This is a genomic window from Streptomyces sp. NPDC087300, assembly GCF_044744425.1.
GTDB lineage: Bacteria > Actinomycetota > Actinomycetes > Streptomycetales > Streptomycetaceae > Streptomyces.
In genome coordinates this window covers 118,557-137,062 of sequence record NZ_JBIUYI010000010.1, presented here as the reverse complement: position 1 = coordinate 137,062, position 18,506 = coordinate 118,557, and the positions used below count along the sequence as shown (strand labels likewise).

Annotated in this window: 3 protein-coding genes (1 of these 3 only partly in view); all 3 read right to left on the bottom strand. The window is 74.7% G+C overall.

The features are described from left to right. Window positions 1-9: 9 nt before the first annotated feature. Tightly spaced (at most 16 nt apart), the 3 genes in view from ACIO9J_RS35160 to ACIO9J_RS35150 form a layout consistent with a single transcriptional unit that may run on beyond the window. Window positions 10-3,615 (bottom strand): beta-ketoacyl synthase N-terminal-like domain-containing protein, encoded by a 3,606-nt coding sequence (locus tag ACIO9J_RS35160; protein ID WP_402008503.1) that lies wholly within the window; start codon window positions 3,613-3,615, stop codon window positions 10-12. 16 nt (window positions 3,616-3,631) lie between these two features. Further along, entirely contained in the window at window positions 3,632-12,421 is an 8,790-nt protein-coding gene (locus ACIO9J_RS35155; RefSeq protein WP_402008501.1) for an SDR family NAD(P)-dependent oxidoreductase, read from the bottom strand. Beyond that, a protein-coding gene (locus tag ACIO9J_RS35150; RefSeq protein ID WP_402008499.1) for an amino acid adenylation domain-containing protein crosses the window boundary here: on the bottom strand, window positions 12,418-18,506 show its final stretch. It continues 17,590 nt past the right edge of the window; 6,089 of the gene's 23,679 nt are visible here — the last part of the coding sequence; the start codon falls outside the window, past its right edge; its stop codon occupies window positions 12,418-12,420. Before ACIO9J_RS35150 ends, ACIO9J_RS35155 begins: the two co-directional genes overlap by 4 nt.

Sequence of the window (18,506 nt, the reverse complement as noted above, 5' to 3'; positions counted from 1 at the left end):
CTCGCCGGTTCACGCAAGCAGGGTGCTGATGGTGTCGTCGGGCAACTCGTCGATGCGCTCGATCAGTTCGGCTTCGAGCAGCGCCACCATGTCCGCCAGGGTGCGGGCCTGGAACAGCTCGCCGAGGTCGAGCTCGATGGGGAAGCCGCTCTTGAGCCGGGAGATGATCTGGGTGGCGAGGATCGAGTCGCCGCCCACCTCCTGGAAGTCGTCCTCCGGGCGGACCTCGGTGACGCCGAGGACCTCGCGCCAGGCGTCGGCGACCAGTTCCTGGAGCGAGCCGCCCGCCGCCTCTTCGGGCGCCGCGGCGTCCGTGGCCTCGACAGCGGCCTCCGCGGCGGGAGCCTGCGCGGGAACCGGTGCCGGAACCCGCGCGGGAACCTGCGCCTGGTCCCCGAGCGCGCCCGCGAAGGGCCCCTCCAGGGCGCCTTCCTTCTCCGCGATGACGAGCGCCTGGTACGCCTGGTCCTCGCGCACCGGCGCCGGGGAGAGGCTGCGCACCGAGCGGAAGCCGCCGCGCTCCAGGGCCTGGCGCCACAGGGAGACGCTGAGCAGCGGGGAGCCCGGCAGGCGGCAGTCGTCCTCGTAGGCCCACCAGCCGCCCATCAGGCCGAAGGTGAGGGTGAAGAAGTCCTGGGCGCGGGTGGTCTCCAGGAGGATGAGCACGCCACCGGGGCGCAGGAGCTGGCGGGCGTGGGCCAGGGTGTCGTCGATGTTCCTGGTCGCGTGCAGCACGTTGCAGGCGAGGACGACGTCCTGGGTACCGGCCTCGAAGCCCTGCGCCGTGGGCGCGGACTCGATGTCCAGCGGGGCGAAGGTCACGAAGGGGTGGTCCTTGCCGTACTGGGTGCGCCCGTACTGGGTGAAGCCGCGGGAGATGTCGGTGTAGACGTAGCTGAGCAGGCCGTCGGCGCCGTCGAGCGCGGGCAGCACCTTCGCGGTGGTGCCGCCGGTGCCCGCGCCGATCTCCAGGACGGAGACGGGGGCCTGCGGGTCACGCTCGCGGCGGGCCCGCACATAGCGCGCGACGAGCCCGGCGACCAGGCCGTTGGTGTCGCCGTCGCTGTGGTAGACGGCCTCCACGGCGTCGAACGAGCCGCCGGGGAAGAGCACTTCGTGCGCCTTCTTGCGCCCGGTGAGCACCTCGGGGAAGTCCTCCAGGCAGATCGTCAGGAGGTGGAAGTATCCGTCCATCTCCGGGTAGTCGGCCGTCACCTCACCCTTGAGCGCTGCGAGTTCGCTCTCCTTCCACGTCAACTGGGCTGCTTCTGCGACCAGTTCGGTGGTGACGAGGTCCTCGCCCTCGGCGCGCAGGTAGCCGCCGTCGGTGAGGACGCCGAGCAGCCCGTGGAAGAGCGGCGCGTGCTCGTCGACGACGCCGAGCCGCCGCACGAGATCGGCCTCCCGGTGGCGCTCCCCGGCGGTCGTGAAGACGTCCATCCGGCGCAGCGAGGCGAACAGCATCCGGCGGCAGACCTGGGTCAGCTCGCGCACCATCACGTCGGAGCGCAGCGCCGCCGCCAGGTCACCGGCCGCCGGATCGGACCGCAGGTGCTCCGCCGCGGCGGCGTCGAGTTCGGTGAGGACGGAGGGCACGGCCGTGGCGTCCGGGGCGTCGGCCGCCGCCAGGGCGGGGGTTCCGGCCGCGGTGCCGTTCGCCCAGGCGTGCGGGAACACATCGCGTACGAAGGGGTGGCCGGGCAGCGCGATACGGCGCGGGGCGCTGCCGGTGTGCAGGCGGGGCCAGTCCACCGTGGCGCCCGCCGTCCAGGCCGCCGCGAGTTCGTCGACGTCGCGGCCGGTCGCGGCGGGCGCCCCCGGGCGGAGCTCCGTGACCTGTCCGTGGCGGGTGCCGGGCACCTCGGTGGCGCCGTCGGCGAACGCGTCCAGGCGCTCCAGGAGTTCGGCCGTCGAATCGGCGGTCACGGCGAGCCGCTCGGCGAAAGCCTCACGGCCGACCTGGAGCGTGTACGCGACGTCGAGAAGCGCGTCGTCGCCAAGATCGGCGGCACGGAGGTGGGCCGCCAACTCGGCAGCCTTCTGGCGGAGTTGGTCCGTCGTCTTGGCCGAGATCGGGAAGATCCGGCGCCGCCGGGGCACCGAGCGCGCACGGGCGGCCGGAGCCGCGTACTCCTCGATGATCACATGGGCGTTGGTGCCGCTGTAGCCGAAGGAACTCACGCCCGCGACCCGCGGCTCCGCCCCTTCGGCGGCCCAGTCGGCCGGCTCGCGGCTGACGTAGACCGGGCTCTCCTCGAACTCGGCGTGCTTGTTCTCGGTGCGGAAGTTGGCGGCGGGCGGAAGCGTGCCGTGCCGCATGCACAGCAGCACCTTGATGGCGCCGAGGACGCCCGCCGCACCCATCGTGTGGCCGATGTTGGCCTTGACCGAACCGATCGCGCAGAACTGCTTGCGCTCGGTGAAGTCGGCGAACGCCTCGGCCAGTCCGTGCACCTCGATCGGGTCGCCCAGGCTGGTCCCCGTGCCGTGCGCCTCGATGTAGCGCAGCCGGCCCATGTCGACCCCGCTGCGGCGGTAGACGTCCCGCAGCAGGCCGCTCTGCGCGGCGGAGCTCGGCGAGGTGATGCCGGAGGTCCTGCCGTCCTGGTTGGTGCCGCTGCCCCTGATCACGCCGAGGATCCGGTCGTTGTCGCGGACCGCGTCGGAGAGCCGCTTCAGTACGAGGACGCCGACGCCCTCACCGACGAGCATGCCGTCGGCGTCGGCGTCGAAGGGGCGGCAGGCCCTGCCCGGTGAGACGGTGCCGAGGGCCTCCATCGTGACGAAGGTGCCGGGGTGGTTGGCCACGTACACCCCGCCCGCGAGCGCGAGGTCCGACTCGCCGTCGAGCAGCAGGCGGCGCGCGATGTCGACGGCGACGAGCGAGGACGAGCAGGCCGTGTCGACGGTCATCGCGGGGCCGCTGAGGTCGAGCTGGTAGGCGAGGCGGGCCGCCATGATGCTGGTGTCGGAGCCCATCAGGGCGTGCGCGGAGTACTCGGCCTGGGGCGCGAGCCCCGTGCTGCCGACGACGGTGGCGACGGCGCGGCCGCGCAGGGCCGAGGCGTCCTGGCCCGCGTCCTCCAGCGCGTGGTAGCAGGATTCGAGCAGGACGCGCTGGGCCGCGTCCATCGCGGCGGCCTCGCGCGGGGCGATCCGGAAGAAGGCCGGGTCGAACTCCTCGCTGCCGGTCATGGCGCCGTAGCGGGGCGCCGCGACGTCCGGGAAGTGCTCGGCGAGCAGCGAGAGGGCGACCGGGTCGTCGACCTCGGTGGTGCGGTCCTCGCCCGCGCTGATCACCTGCCACAGCTCGTCGGGGTCGCGCGCGCCCGCCGCGCGGCAGTGCATCCCGATCACCGCGATCGCCTCGGGCGGTGCCTGCCGGTCGAGGTGGGCCGCGACGCGCTCGGCGAGCCGGTCGAGATCACCGGCCTCGGTCACCGCGCCGGTCGGAAGTGCCGTGCCGAAGCGGGCGTTGACCTCTTCGGTCAGCGCCACGGTCGTGGCCAGGTCCAGGCCGAGGTCCTGGAAGGACGCCTGGGCGACACGCTCGGGAGCGGCGTCGAGGACACCGGCCGCGAGCTCCGTGAGCACCTGCTTGACGTGAAGCGACATGGACTCTGTTTCTCCTTCAGCTCCGCGGGGCGCGCGGCTGCGCGGGGGTCTCGGCCAGGTGTGCCCGGTTGGTCCGCAGGCGTTCCTCCTCGGTGGCGGAGGCGAGCTTGCGCAGCCGGAACGTGCGTTGTGCGATCCAGCCGTGCCGCAGCGGCTCGGCGAGGCCGGGGTCGGGCTCCGGGTCGGCGGCGTCGCCCGCGAGGACCTCCTCGATCACGAACCTGTTCCGTGCGAACACCTCGGACCAGGTCCGCGCGGTGGGCACGCTGAGGCCGGCGCCGTGGTCGACCAGGTCGCCGCTGAGCGTGCACAGGTAGTCGGCGAGCAGGAGCTGCCCGCCGTCCACGACCGCCGCGTCCAGGTGGGCGAAGAGCGACTGCTTGTCCTCGACGCGGTAGCAGGCGCCGATGCCGTACGCCAGGTCGTAGTGGCCGGGGAACGGGTCGAGCGGGCCGCTCCGGTGGAACACCTCGACGCGGTCCCGCAGGCCGCGCCCGGCGATCTCCCGTCCTGCCGCGTCGGCCAGCTCCTTGTCGCCGGTCGCGCCGTGCACGACGAGATCCGGGTGCTCCGCCGCGAGAGCGATCAGCGGTTCGCCGCCGCGGCAGCCGAACTCCAGGACGGCGCCGTGCTGTTCGAGCCCGGCGTCGACGAGCAGCGGGTGGGTCACCGGCGCCGTCGAGGCGGCCCCGCCGGTCGTGGACGGCTCGGCCGGCGCAGGCCGCCGCAGGGCTGCCTCCCGCGCCTTCGGCGTACGGACGCCCTGCTCCTGGTGCGCCTTGGCGAGCCGCTGCCGCAGATATCCGGCGAGCGGGCCCGGCGCCGGGTGGTCGAAGACCAGGGTGACGGGCAGCCGCAGTCCGGTGGCGCGGTTGAGCCGGTTGCGCAGCTCGACGGCGGTCAGGGAGTCGAGGCCCAGCTCGACGAACCCGGTGTCGGACCCGATGGTCGCCGGATCGGTGACCAGCACGGACCCGACCTGACGGCACACCAGCTCCAGGAGCGCGGCGAGCTGTTCGTCCGCCGCGAGGTCCGCGAGCCCGTCGAGGCCCTCGCTCTCCGGCGCGGCGGCGGTCGGCCGGGGCGCGGCCCTGACGAGGCCCCGGTGCAGCGGGTGTCCCGCACCGGACTCGGCCTGGGTGCGCAGCGCGGCGAGATCCAGGCGCATCGGCACCTGGAGCGGTTCGTCGGCGCCGCGCGCCACGTCGAACAGCGCGAGCCCGTCCGCGGAGGGCAGCGGCAGCAGGCCGCCGCGGGCCATCCGCCCGGTGTCCCCCTCGCTGAGGTGCTTGGTCAGACCGGTGGCCTGCTCCCAGTAGCCCCAGGCGAGCGAGGTCCCCGGCAGCCCCCGCGCCCTGCGGTGCTGCGCCAACGCGTCCAGGAAGGAGCTGGCGGCCGCGTAGTTGGACTGCCCCGGGTTGCCGAGCACCCCGGCCGCGCCGGAGAAGAGCACGAACTCGGCGAGGTCCAGGTCCTTCGTCAGCTCGTGCAGGTTCAGCGCGCCCTCGGCCTTGGGCCGCAGGACCCGGGCGAGCCGCTCGGGGGTCAGCACGTCGAAGACCCCGTCGTCGAGGTCCCCCGCGGTGTGCACGACGGTGCCGAGCGGGTGCGCGGCGGGGATGGCGTCGAGGACCTCCGCGAGACGCGCGCGGTCGGCGACGTCGCAGGCGACCACGGTCACCTCGGCACCGGCCGCGGTGAGTTCGGCGGTCAGGCCGGCCGCCCCCGGTGCGTCCGGGCCGCGCCTGCTGAGCAGCGTCAGGTGCCGGGCACCGCGCTCGGTCACCAGGTGCCGGGCGAGCATCCCGCCGAGGGTGCCGGTGCCGCCGGTGATCAGGACGGTGTGCGCGGGGTCGGGACGCCGGGGCACGGTCAGGACGATCTTCCCGACGTGGCGGGCCTGGCTCATGTACCGGAAGGCGTCCGGTGCGCGCCGCAGGTCCCAGGTGCGCCGGGGCAGGTGGTCGAGGACGCCCCCGGCGAAGAGGTCCACGATCTCGTGGAGGATCTCGCCGATCCGCCGCGGTCCCGCGTCCACGATGTCGAACGCCCGGTAGCGGACCGCGAAGTGCTCGGTCGCGACCTGTCCCGCGTCGCGGATGTCGGTCTTGCCCATCTCCACGAACCGGCCGCCACGCGGCAGCAGCCGCAGCGAGGCGTCGACGAACTCCCTGGCGAGCGAGTCGAGCACGACGTCCACGCCACGGCCCTCGGTGACGGTGCGGAACTTCTCCTCGAAGTCCAGGTCACGCGAGGAGGCGAGGTGGTCGTCGGGCACGCCGAGGGCGCGGACGGCGTCCCACTTGCCCTCGCTCGCGGTGGCGAAGACCTCGGCGCCCAGGTGCCCGGCGAGCTGGACGGCGGCCATGCCGACGCCGCCCGCGGCGGCGTGCACGAGGACCGATTCGCCGGAGCTCAGGCCGCCCATGTCGACCAGGCCGTAGTAGGCGGTGGAGAAGGCGACGGGGACGGCCGCGGCCTGCTCGAAGGACCATCCGTCGGGCATCCGCACCACCGTGTGGGCGTCGGCCACGCAGACCGGGCCGAGGCCGCTGGGGAAGAGGCCCATCGCGCGGTCGCCGACGGCGAGGTGGGACACGTCGGCGCCGACCTCGGTGACGATGCCCGCGCCCTCGGCGCCGAGCGTCAGCTCGCCGGGGTACATGCCCAGCGCGCCGAGCACGTCACGGAAGTTGAGCCCCGCGGCACGCACCTCGACGCGTACCTGGCCGGGGGCCAGCGGGGCGTCGGCCGCGGGCCAGGGCAGCAGGGCGAGGTTCTCCAGGGTGCCCGCGCCGCTGGTGTCCAGGCGCCAGGCGGCGCCGTCGGCCGGGGGTACGAGGGCGCCGTTCGACGCCAGCGGGGCGAGCCTGGCCACCGTCGCCTCTCCCCCGCGCAGGACGAGCTGCGACTCGGCGGCGGCGGTCGCGGCCGCGACCGCCCCGGGCAGCGCGGCGGCCGATGCCTCTTCCCCGTCCACGTCGACGAGCAGGAGCCGGTCGGGGTTCTCCGCCTGCGCGGCCCGCAGCAGGCCCCACACCGGGGCGTGCACCAGGTCCTCGACGTCCTCGCCGGTGCGGGCGGACACCGCCCGCCGGGTCACGACCACCAGGCGCGCCGCGGTCTGCGTGTCGTCGGCGAGCCAGCCGCGCACCAGGTCGAGCGCGCGTGCGGTGGCGGCCCTGACAGCGGCCGCCAGGTCGTCAGGACACCGCGCGTGCAGGGACACGAGGGCGGTCTCGCCCGCGCCGTCCGCGGAGACAGCCGTGCCCGCGCCGCGCAGCGCCTCGGCGAGGCCGAGGTCGTCGGGGCCCGCCACGGTCCACGTCCCCGCGGGCGCGTCGGCCGGGGTCAGCGAGGTCCAGTCCAGGCGCAGGAGTTCATCGGGCAGCGCCGTCCGCGCGACGGCCTGCCGCGCCCCGGTGAACGGGCGCAGCACGAGCGAGTCGAGGACGGCGAGGGGCCTGCCCTCGGTGTCGGCGACGGCGGCCGAGACCGCGTCGGAACCGGCGCCGGTGAGGCGCACCCGCACCGTGGCGGCTCCCCCGCCGAACAGCCGCATGCCGGACCAGGAGAACGGCAGCAGTCCGCCGCCGTCGCGGACGAACCCGCCGAAGCCCATGGCGTGCAGGGCCGAGTCGAGCAGGGCGGGGTGCACGCCGTAGCGCGCCGCGTCCGGCGCGTCGTCGAGCGCGGCCTCGGCGAACACCTCGTCGCCGCGCCGCCAGACGGCGCGCAGCCCGCGGAACGCCGGTCCATAGGCGTAACCGGCGTCGGCCATCACCTGGTAGTAGTCGTCGACCGGCAGGGGTTCGGCGCCGGTCGGCGGCCACACCGCGAGGTCGAATCCCGCGTCGGCATCGGCTTCTGCGACCGTGAGCAGCCCCGCGGCGTGCCGCGTCCAGGCCGGCCCGGCCCGCTCCCCGTCCTGGGCCGTCCCTTCGGCTCCGTTGTCGGGCAGCGAGTACACCTCAACGGGCCTGCCGCCCGTAGGGTCGGGCGCCCCGACGACGAGCTGAAGACGGGCTCCGCCCTGCTCGGTGAGGGTGAGCGGCGCCTCCAGGGTGAGCTCGTCGAGCCGCCCGCGGCCCAGCGCCCGTCCTGCGTGCAGCGCCATCTCCACGAAGCCCGTGCCGGGGAAGAGCACGGTGCCCGACACCGCGTGGTCGGCGATCCAGGGGTGCGTGCCGAGCGACACGTCACCGCTGAACACGCTTCCACCGTCCGCGAGTTGGACGACCGAGGTGAGCAGCGGGTGCCCTGTCGTCGGCTGCGCGGAGACAGGGGCGGCGTCGGATGCGGGTGAGGGTGCGGATACGCGTGCCGGTGCGGGTGCGGTGTCGTCGACCCAGCAGACCTTGCGCTCGAAGGGATACGTCGGCAGCCCCGGCTTGCGCGCGGGCACCCCGTCCTCGCCGTACAGGCCGGCCCAGTCGACCGCCGCGCCGCGCACCCACAGCTCGGCCACCCGGCCGAGGTCCCGCTCGCGCAGGGCCGCGTCGAGCCCGGCCGTGTCCGTACGGGCCGCGGTTCCCGCGAACACCGCATCGGCGGGACGGCCGCGGCGCCAGCGCGTGAGGTGCCCGCGCAGCTCCTCGGCGCCCGAGGCGATGACCGCGAGACGGTGCGGCAGGTCCACGCGCCCGACCTGGAGGGTGTACGCGATGTCCGCGAGCCCGGCCGACGGCCGCTGCCCGAGGAAGTCGAGCCATGCGTCGGCGTACGCCCCGAGCCGCTCCTCGGTGTGCGCGGACAGGACGAAGAGGACCGGGCCACGGGTGGCCGCCCGGGTGCGGGCCACGGGCTCGGGAGCCTCCTCGACCACGACGTACGCGTTGGTGCCGCCCCCGCCGATGCCGGTGATGCCCGCGCGGCGCGGCGCGGGCACGCCGTCCACGGTCACCTGGTCCCACGTCACGGGGGCGCCGGAGAGCTCGAAGGGGAGCCTGTCGATGTCGATGGCCGGGTTGAACTCGGCGGGCAGCCGGGTCGGCGGCAGGGTGCGGTGCTGGAGGGCGAGGACGACCTTGAACAGCTGCGCCATGCCCGCGGACGCCTCGCCGTGGCCGATGTTCGGCTTCAGCGAACCGATGCGGAACCGTCCGCCGGTGCCCGTCCTGTCCTCGTAGGCCTGGGTGAGGGCCGTCATCTCGACGGCGTCACCGATCTCCGAGCCGTTGGCGGTGGCCTCCACATAGCTGACCGTCCGCGGGTCGACGCGACCGTCCCGCAGCGCGGCCCGGATCACCTCGGCCTGCCGCTGGGAACTCGGGCTGGTGAACCCGATGGTCCTGCCGTTGTGGTTGACGGCGCTGCCGCGGATGACCGCGCGCACCGGGTCGCCGTCGCGCAGCGCCTGCCGCAGCGGCTTGAGCAGCACCGCGCCGACACCCTCGCCCGGCACGATCCCGTTGGCCGCCAGGCCGAACGACGCGCAGTCGGAGCCGTCGGAGAGCAGTCCGACGGTGGCCAGTTCGACGTACGTCGACGGGTGCAGGTAGAGGTTCACCGCACCGGCGACGGCCAGGTCGCAGCGGCCGGAGCGCAGGCTCTCGACCGCCTCGTGCAGGGCGACGTGCGCGGAGGAGCAGGCGGTGTCCACCGCCTTGCTCGGACCGCCCAGGTCGAACTGGAAGGAGACCCGGTTGACCATGTCGCCGAAGGAGGTGCGGGGCATCTCTAGACGGCCCTCGGAGCCGAGCTGGGTGAAGCCGTGCTTCGCGCCGCCCGCGAAGACGCCGATGCGGCCGCGCACTTCGGCGGGCAGCTTGGAGGGGGCGTAGCCCGCGTCCTCCAGCGCCTTCCAGCACTCCTGGAGGAACAGGCGTACCTGCGGGTCGGTGTTGCGCGCCTCCTGCTCGGTGAAGTGGAACAGGGCGGGGTCGAACTGGTCGAACCCGTCCAGGAACGCGCCCCACTTGGAGTGGCTCTTGCGCACCACGTCCTCGCCCTCGGGCCGCGGGTCGTAGTGCTCCCGCCAGTCCCAGCGCCGACGCGGGATCTCGGTGACGGCGGACCGGCCCTCCATCAGGAGCTGCCAGTAGCTGTCCTGGTCGGGGGCGTCCGGGAAGGTGCCGCTCATGCCGATGATGGCGACGGCGCCTTCGAGCTCGTCGAGTTCGGCTTCGGACTCGGCTTCGGCTTCGGCCTTGGGCGCAGGCTCCGGAACGGCTTCTTCAGCCTCGGCCTCGGCTTCGGCCTCGGCTTCGGCTTCGGTCTCGGCTTCCGGTTCCCTTTCCCGCTCCTCCGGGACCGCCCGAGCCGCCGTGCCGTCCCACCCGAGGAACGCCCTGCACGCGTCGGGGAACTTCTCGGCCAGCAGTCCGGCCACCCCCTCGATCTTCGCGAACTCGAAGAACAGCGTGCGCGAGGCCGCGGGGAACGCCTCGCTCAGGAGCTGGTTCAGCCGGGTGCGCGTGATCGAGTCGATGCCGAAGCGGTCCAGCTGCTCCTTGGGGTCGACCTCGGCACCGCCCTCCGCGCCACCGATCAGCTCGGTGGCCAGCAGGGCGATCCGGTCCTCCACCGCCCGCACCAGCCGCTCGGGGCGCGGACCGGCAGCGGGCCGCGCGGCAGGCGCGGTGGGCGCGGGCGCGGGAGCCGCCACGGCCACGGGTGCGGCGGGGGCCGGGGCCGTGGCCGTGGCCGTGGTCATCGGTATGCCATGGCGTGTCTTGGCGAACGGGTAACCCGGCAGCGGCACCCGGTGCGGCGTGCCGGCGCCGTGCAGTCGGCGCCACTCGACGGGACCGCCGCGCACCCACAGCTCCGCGGCGCGGGCGAGCTTGCCGCGCTCCAGCCACTTGCCCACGGCCTCGCTCAGCTCGTCGTCGTCCCCGAAGAGCCTGGCGACGTCGCCGCGCGCGTCGACCTCGCCCGCCCAGCAGTTCTCGGGCAGCTCCTGACCTGCGGCCAAGGCCCGCAGTCCGGCGAGGAGTTCGGCCCGGTCGCGGACGATCAGCGCGGCACGCGCGGGGAGTTCCGCCCGGCCCAGTTGCAGCGTGCGGGCCACATCGGCGAGCGAAGGGCGCGCTCCCCCGCCGAAGCGGACGACGTCACCGTCGGTGACGTCGTCCGCTTCGGCGGCGAGCCGCGCCAACTCGCGGACCGTACGGCCCTCGTGGAGAGCGTCCGCGTCCGGGCGCGGACCGAGTTCGGCGTCCAGCGCCGCACCGATGCGGGCGAGCTGTTCCGGACGTACGCCGTAGGAGTCCAGGCGCTCGTCCGGGTCGATCTCGTCCACGGCGACGCCCAGGATGCCCGCCACCACCGCGCGGACCCGCGCGGCGTCGGCCGGCCGCGGCGCCGGGCGGGGCGGCGCGTCGGCGGTGGCGCTCTCCAGGTGCTCCGCGAGTGCGTTCGCGTAGGCGCGCAGCCGCTCGGGACCGCGGGCCGAGAGGGGGACGATCCGCGGCGTGCCGTCGTCGGTACGGTCCGCCACGGGGACGGCGGGAACGTACTGCTCGACGACCACGTGGGCGTTGGTCCCGCTGTGCCCGAACGAGTTCACCGCGGCCATCAGCGGGAGTTCAGTGGCGCGCTGCCAGGGCCTGGCCGCGTCGTCGGGCACGAACGCCGAGTCCCGGAAGTCGATCAGGGGGTTGAGGCTGCGCAGGGTCGGCATGCCGACGAACCGGCCGTGCCGCATGGACAGCAGGACCTTGATCAGCCCGACGACGCCCGCCGGGGCGCCGGTGTGGCCGATGTGCGACTTGGCGCTGCCGATGGCGCAGAACTCCCGCTCGCCGGTCAGCCGCCGGAAGGCCCGCACCAGCGCGTTGGCCTCCACCGGGTCGCCCAGGGCGGTCCCCGTGCCGTGCGCCTCGACGTAGCCGACGCGCTCGGCGGGGATGCCGAAGCGCCGGTAGGTGTCGAGGACCAGCTCCTCCTGCGCGGCGCCGTTCGGCGCGGTGATGCCGTTGCTGGCGCCGTCCTGGTTCATGCCGGTGGCGCGCACCACGCCGTGGATGTGGTCGCCGTCGGCCACCGCGTCGGACAGCCGCTTGAGCACGAGGACGGCCACGGCCTCGGAGTAGACGGTGCCGTTCGCCTCGGCGTCGAAGGTGCGGCACTGTCCGCTGGGCGACATCGCGCCGCTCTCGACGAGGAGGTCGAGGCCCCGCGCGTCGAGGCCCGCGTTCACGCCGCCGACCAGGGCGAGCGACGACTCGCCCGCGCGCAGGCTCTGACAGGCCAGGTGCACGGCGGCCAGGGAGGACGAGCAGGCCGTGTTGACGACCAGGGCGGCGCCGCGCAGGTCGAGGAAGTACGAGAGGCGGGACGCCACCAGCGCGTCGGACGCGCCGGTGAACGACTCGTGCGGGTAGCCGGTGGGCTCGGCGCCGATGAACAGTCCGGTGCGGGATCCGGCCAGTGCCGTGGGGTCGAGCCCGGCGTCCTCCAGTGCGTGCCAGCTCTCCTGGAGCAGCAGCCGCTGGTTGTGGCTCATCAGGTCCGCCTCGTGCGGGCGGATGCCGAAGAACTCCGCGTCGAAGCAGTCCCGTTCGGGCAGCGCGCCGCCCCAGCGGTACCCGCCGGGGTCGTCCGCGGCGACGTAGTGGTCGGGCAGCTCGCCGTAGCCGACGCGCCCCTCGGTGAGGTTGTGCCAGAACTCGCGTACGTCCGCGGCGCCCGGGAACTGCCCGGACATGCCGACCACCGCGATGTCCAGCATCCGCGAACGGTCCGTGTCGTCCTGCCGGTCCGGGTCCTGGCGGCGCGCGTCGAGCAGGCCGCGCGCCTGCTCCGAGCCGACCGTGCCCCTCGCGTATCCGTCGAGGATGTCGCGGAAGTCTGCGCTGCTCATCGTTGCTCCCTCGTGGCCAGCTCGGCGTCGAGCAGGTCGAGCACTTCCGCGGCGGAGAGCTCTCCGGCCGCGAAGCGTGCCTCCAACGTCGCGATCAGGTCGTCAGGTGCGGCCGCCACGGGTGCCCCTGTTGCGTCTGGTGTTGCTGGTGTCTCTGGTGTTGCTGGTGCCTCTGGTGTCGCCCGCGGTGCCTCCCCGAGCAGCTCGACCAGGTGGTCGGCCAGCCGCTCGGCGGAGGAGAACTCGTAGAGCGCGGCGGCGTTCAGCTCGACGCCCAGCTCCTCGCCGATCTGCGCGACGAACGTCGAGCCGGTGATCGAGTCGACGCCCAGATCGGCGAAGGCCGTCGACGGCGACAGGTCGCCCTGCGGCACGCGCAGCGTCCTGGCGAGCCGCTCCACGAGCAGTCGCCGGATCTCCGGGCGCCGGTCGGCGTGGCCCGCCGGGTCCTTTCGCGGTCCCTGCTCCGCCAGGACCGGCACGGCGGGGCGGGCCGCCGCGGGTGCCGCGACGCGCATGCCGATGACCTGCCGGTGCCGGTCCGCGCGCAGCAGCCGCACCGCCGTGTCGAAGCAGGCGGCGCCCTCGTCGTCGTCCAGGAAGCCGAGCGTCGGGTAGTCCTCGGCGGCCTCGCCGAACGAGGCGCGCCAGGCGCCCCAGTTGACGATCCCCACCGGGAACGCCGCGGCGGGGCCGACGGACCGGGCGAAGGCGTCGGCGAAGGTGATGCCCGCCGCGTACGCGGCGTGGGTACCGGCCCCTCCGAAGGAGAAGGCCTGCGCGGAGGAGAAGTAGCAGAGGAAGTCGAGCGGTTCGTCCGCCACGGCCTCGTACACATGGCGCGCGCCCGCGGCCTTCACCTCGTAGTGCGCGCGGAACTCGTCCTCGCCGAGGTCGGCGAGCGCGCCGGGTGCCCCGGTGATCCGGGTGGCCCCGGCGAAGAGCACGCCGTGCACCTCGCCGAGCAGGGCCTTCGCCTCGGCCATCGCCCGCCGTGCCTGGCGCGGGTCGGTGACATCGCCCTGTACGTAGCCGACGCGGTCTCCGTACAGCGCCTCGCGCACCGCTGCGTCGCTCCGCGGCCTGCGTCCGACGCACACCACCTTGGCGTCGTACCGGTCGATCAGATGGCGGCTGACGACGCGTCCGACGAATCCGCTGCCGCCGACCACCACGTACGTGCCGCCCGGCCGGATACCGGGCTGCCCCGGGCGGGCCGCCTCGGACGGCTCGACCGGGCGGACCTCCTGCCGGTAGCGGCGGCCGCCGCGCAGCGCCACGAGGTCCCCGGCCGGGGACGCGGGTTCCGCGGCCACGGTGGCAGCGACCGCCGCGCGGTCCTCGGGCGTGCGCAGGTCGGCACCCGCCACGTCGAGGTTGCGCACGGCGAAGCGCCGGGAGTCACGGGCCACGAAGTAGGCCAGTCCCGCGAGACCCGCGCCGCGCGCCGCGCTGGGCTCGCCCGCGACGGACTGGGTGTCCTGCGTGCTGACACAGAGGTCGGTCGTCCCCGCGGGGTCGAGCCGCCGGACGGCCTTGACCAGGCGGAGCAGGGCGAGTTCGGGCCCGGCAGCGCCGTCCCCGGCGTCCGGGGCCGCGCCGGTCACGAGGTGGACGCGGTCGGGGGCAGGACCTTCGAGGGCGACGGGGCCTTCGAGCGGGCACTCAGTCACCACCGGGGTGCCTTCGCCGCGCCCCGGAGCGCCCTCGCCGCGCCGGTAGTGCTCGGCCAGTGCCCCGGCGAGCGCGGAGCCCGGCCTGTCGGCGACGATCAGCACCCGGCGCGGCACGCGGCCGTGAGCGAGGACCGGGGCGGGCGCCGCCTCCACCCAGCGCGGCACGGCCAGCAGACCCGGCGGCGGGACGACGGGAGCCTGCGCGGGAGCGAGTGGGATGGGAGCGGCCGGGGAGGGAGCGGTCAGGGCGGGAGTAGCTGGGACGGAAGCGACCGGAGCAGAGACCGCCGGGACGGAAGCCGCCGGAACCGAAGCCGCCGTCTGGCGTGCCGCGGCGCGGCCGGTGTCGTCCTCGGTGGGAACCCAGTGCCGGTCCCCCGCGAAGGGGTACGTCGGCAGGGCCACCCGGCGCGGCCGCTCCGCCCCGGGGCCCGCGGAACCCACCCGGGCCCGCCAGTCCACCGTGCCGCCGTCGGCCCAGTGCCGCGCCGTGGCGTGGAGCTCCGTCGAGCCCTGCCCCTGACGCGCCCCGAGGTCCGCGAACTCCGCGAGCCGCGCGGCCAGTTCGGCGGCGTCGCGGACCACGAAGGCGACGCGGACGGGCCACTCGACCCGGCCCACCTGCAAGGTGTACGCGATGTCGCGCAGCGCGGGCCCGGTGCCGTCCGCCGTGAACCCGGCGAGCGCGTCGCACAGCCGTGCGGCGCTCCGCCGCAGCTGGTCGTCGGTGCGGGCGGACAGCGGCACCAGGACCGGCTGCGCCGAGGGCGCGTGGGAGGCCGCCGACGGCGCCGGGGCGGGCGCGACGTACTCCTCCAGGACGATGTGCGCATTGGCTCCGGTGGCTCCGAAGGAGCTCAGACCCGCCCGTCGAGGGCCCTGCGGCGGCGCGGGCCACCCGGCGGTCTCGCGCTGCAGCCTGAACGGCGTGCCGGCCAGGCCGAGCAGCGGATTCTCGGTCCGCGCGTGCAGCGAGGGCACCAGCGTGCGGTGGTGCAGCTGGAGGGCCGCCTTGGTGAGGCCCGCGATGCCCGCGGCGGACTCCGCGTGGCCGACGTTGGACTTCACGGAGCCCAGTGCGCAGAACCCGGTGTCGGCGGTGTCCCTGGCGAAGGCGGTGCTCAGGCCCCGCACCTCGATCGGGTCGCCCAGCGAGGTGCCGGTGCCGTGTGCCTCCACGTAGCCGATGGAGCGCGCGTCGATGTCCGCGGTCGCGAGCGCGGCGGAGATGACGGCGGCCTGGCCGACCGGGCTCGGCACGCTGAATCCGCTGCCCGCGCCGACGTGGTTGACGGCGGTCGCGGCGACGACGGCGTAGATGTGGTCGCCCGCGGCCTCGGCGGCGGCGAGCGGCTTGAGGACCACCGCACCGACGCCCTCCGCCGAGACGTAGCCGTCCCCGCCCTCCCCGAACGAACGGCAGCGGCCGTCCGACGAGTGCATGCCGACCTGGCCGTAGGTGCGGTACTTGCCGGGGTGCAGGGAGAGGTTGACGCCGCCCGCGACGGCGACCTCGCACTCGCGGCGGCGCAGGCTCTCCACGGCGAGGTGCAGCGCGGTGAGCGAGGACGAGCAGAGGGTGTCGACCGTCATGCTCGGGCCGTGGAAGTCGCAGACGAAGGAGACCCGGTTGGCGATCTGGCCCTGGTTGAGGCTGAGCGGTACCGGCGCGGCGGCCTCCGCGGCCACCAGCGTGTAGTCCTTGTGCATGGCTCCGGCGAACACGCCGACCGCGCGCCGCAGGTCGGGGCCCTTGGCCTCGGCGAGGGTGGCCGGGGTGTACCCGGCGTCCTCGATCGCCTCCCAGCAGGTGCGCAGGAACCAGCGTTCCTGCGGGTCGGTGATCTCCGCCTCGGGGCGGGAGATCCGGAAGAAGTCGGCGTCGAACCGGTCGACGTCGTCGAGGAAGCCGCCCCAGCGGGATCCGGTGCCCTCGTCGGACGCCCAGCGCTCGGCCGGCACCTCGGTCACGCTGTCCCTGCCCTCCTTGAGGTTCGCCCAGAAGGCGGCCAGGTCCGCCGCGCCGGGGTAGTGCCCGGCCATGCCGACGATCGCGAAGCGCTCGGTGCGGGCGGTCGGCAGGCGGCGTCGCTTCAGCCGCGGGCGCGCCACGGGCTGCCGCGTGCCGCGGGTCCCCCGGGCCTGGTCGGTCTCGCCGCCCGAACCGGCGAGGATCACATGGGCGTTGGTGCCGCCGTCCGCGAAGCTGGACACGGCGGCGACCAGCGGCGCGTCGGGCCAGGGGGCGGACTCGCGCGCGAACCGCAGCGGCACCGCACCGAAGTCGAAGTGTTCCAGGGGCTGTTGACCACTGCGGAAGGGAACGATCCGGCGCTCGCGGAGCATCAGAACGGTCTTGATGACACCGGCGATGCCCTCGGCGCACTGCGGGTGCCCGATGTTCGGCTTGACCGAGCCGAGCGAGCAGGGCACATCGGAGCCCTGCCGGTAGACGGCCGCGATCGCCTTGAGCTCGATCAGATCGGGGACCTGGGAGCCCGCCGCGTTGGTCTCGATGTACGTGACGTCGTCGGCGGCGACCCCGGACCTGGCGAGCGCGCGGGCCATGACGCTCTGCTGCGCGGCCGGACTGGGCGTGGCGGGGCCCGCCGTCCTGCCGTCGTTGTTGACCGCCACCGCCTTGATCACCGCGTGCACCCGGTCGCCGTCGGCCTCGGCCGCCGCGAGCGGCTTGAGCAGGAGTACGCCGACGCCCTCCGCGGGCGTGAAGCCGCGGGCGCGCCGGTCGAAGACGTGGAACTCCGGCTCCGTGTTGAGCAGCCCGCGCTGGTCGAACAGGCGGTGCCCGCCGGCATCGGGGAGCAGGGTGATCCCGGCGACCACGGCCGCCTCGACGTCACCGGAGCGCATGGCCTGGACGGCGTGGTGCATCGCCACGAGCGCCGACGAGCAGGCGGTGTCGACGACCGTGCCGGGGCCGCGCAGGTCGAAGTAGTGCGACAGGTTGGCGGCCAGGTAGTTCTGGCCGATGGCGACGACCGGGTTGCGGCTGCGGCCGAGGGTCGCGTCGTCCGGGGCGTGCCGGGTGCGGCCGCCGACGTAGACGCCGATCTCGCGCCCCTTCAGCTCGTCCGGGGTGTAGCCCGCGTCGCAGAACGCGAACAGTGTCTCCTCCAGGAGCAGCAGCGCCTGCGGGTCCATCGCGGCGGCGTCGTCGTCGGAGAGGTGGAAATGGGCGGGGTCGAATCCGTCGAGCTCGACGAGGCCCGCCAGGTATCCGGTCTCGCGCCCCCAGCGCCGCGCGGGCACGGGGGCGATGGCCGAGCGCCCCTCGCTGAGCAGCCGCCAGTAGGCGTCCAGGTCCGTGGCGCCGGGGAAGCGGCCCGACATGCCGATGACGGCGATGTCGAACGGGCCGTCTACGGGGACCTGTTGGGCCGGGGCGGGGGACGGGACCGGGGGCAGGGCCGGGGACGGGTCCAGGACCGTCGCCCCGCTCGCCGTGTCCGTCACGGCCTTCGCGGCCGCCGGTTCCGTACCGAAGGTCCGGGCCAGTTCCTCGCCGTGCCGGGACGTGAGCCAGCCGACGAAGGACTCCACCGTGGGGTGGTCCACGAGGACCGACGGGTCGAGCTCGACGCCCAGTTCGCCGCCGACCCTGCGCAGGATCTGCACCATCATGATCGAGTCCGTGCCGTAGTCGGCGATGGACACGTCGGCCGCGAGCCGTGCGCGGTCGAAGCCCAACTGCTCGGCGAGCAGCCCCAGAAGCCACTCCTCGGCCTTGCTCGCCACGCTTCCGGCGTCCGCGCCGACCGCCGAAACGCCGGCGTCCGGGACGACGGCCTCCGAAACGACAGCGGCCGGTACGGCGGCAGCGGCGCGTGCCGGCGCCTTCGGCCTGCGCGCGCGCAGCGCCCGCGGCGTCCAGTCGGGAGCGACGACGGCGGGCAGGACCACCGGGCCCGCCCCCGTGGACAGGACGTGGTCGAGGAGCCGCAGCCCGTCGGCCTCGGAGAGTTCACCGAGGCCGGTGGCCTGGTAGCCGGGTCCCGGCCGCTCGCTGCCCATGCCGACGCCGCGCCAGCTGGGCCAGGCCACGCTCACCAGGGGCAGCCCGTGCGGCGCGCGGCGCGCGACGGCGTCCAGGTGTGCGTTGGCCATCGCGTAGTCGCTCTGTCCGACGGCGGCGGCGGGCACCATCGAGGCGACCGAGGAGAACAGCACGCAGAACCGCAGCGGGTCCTCGGCGAGTGCTTCCACCAGGGCGTCGAGCCCGGCCGTCTTCGGCGCGAGCACGGCGCGTACCGCGTCGACCGGCTTGCTGACGAAGGCGAGGTTGTCCCGGTCCACGAGCCCCGCGGCGTGCAGCACACCGCCGATCGGGCCGAACTCCCCGCGGATCGCGGTCAGCGCGGTACGGACGGCCGTGGCGTCCTCGCCGAGGG

Coding starts and splice junctions, on each gene's coding strand:
- ACIO9J_RS35160 (WP_402008503.1), bottom strand. CDS start 3,615: ATGTCGCTTCACGTCAAGCAGGTGCTCACGGAGCTCGCGGCCGGTGTC.
- ACIO9J_RS35155 (WP_402008501.1), bottom strand. CDS start 12,421: ATGAGCAGCGCAGACTTCCGCGACATCCTCGACGGATACGCGAGGGGC.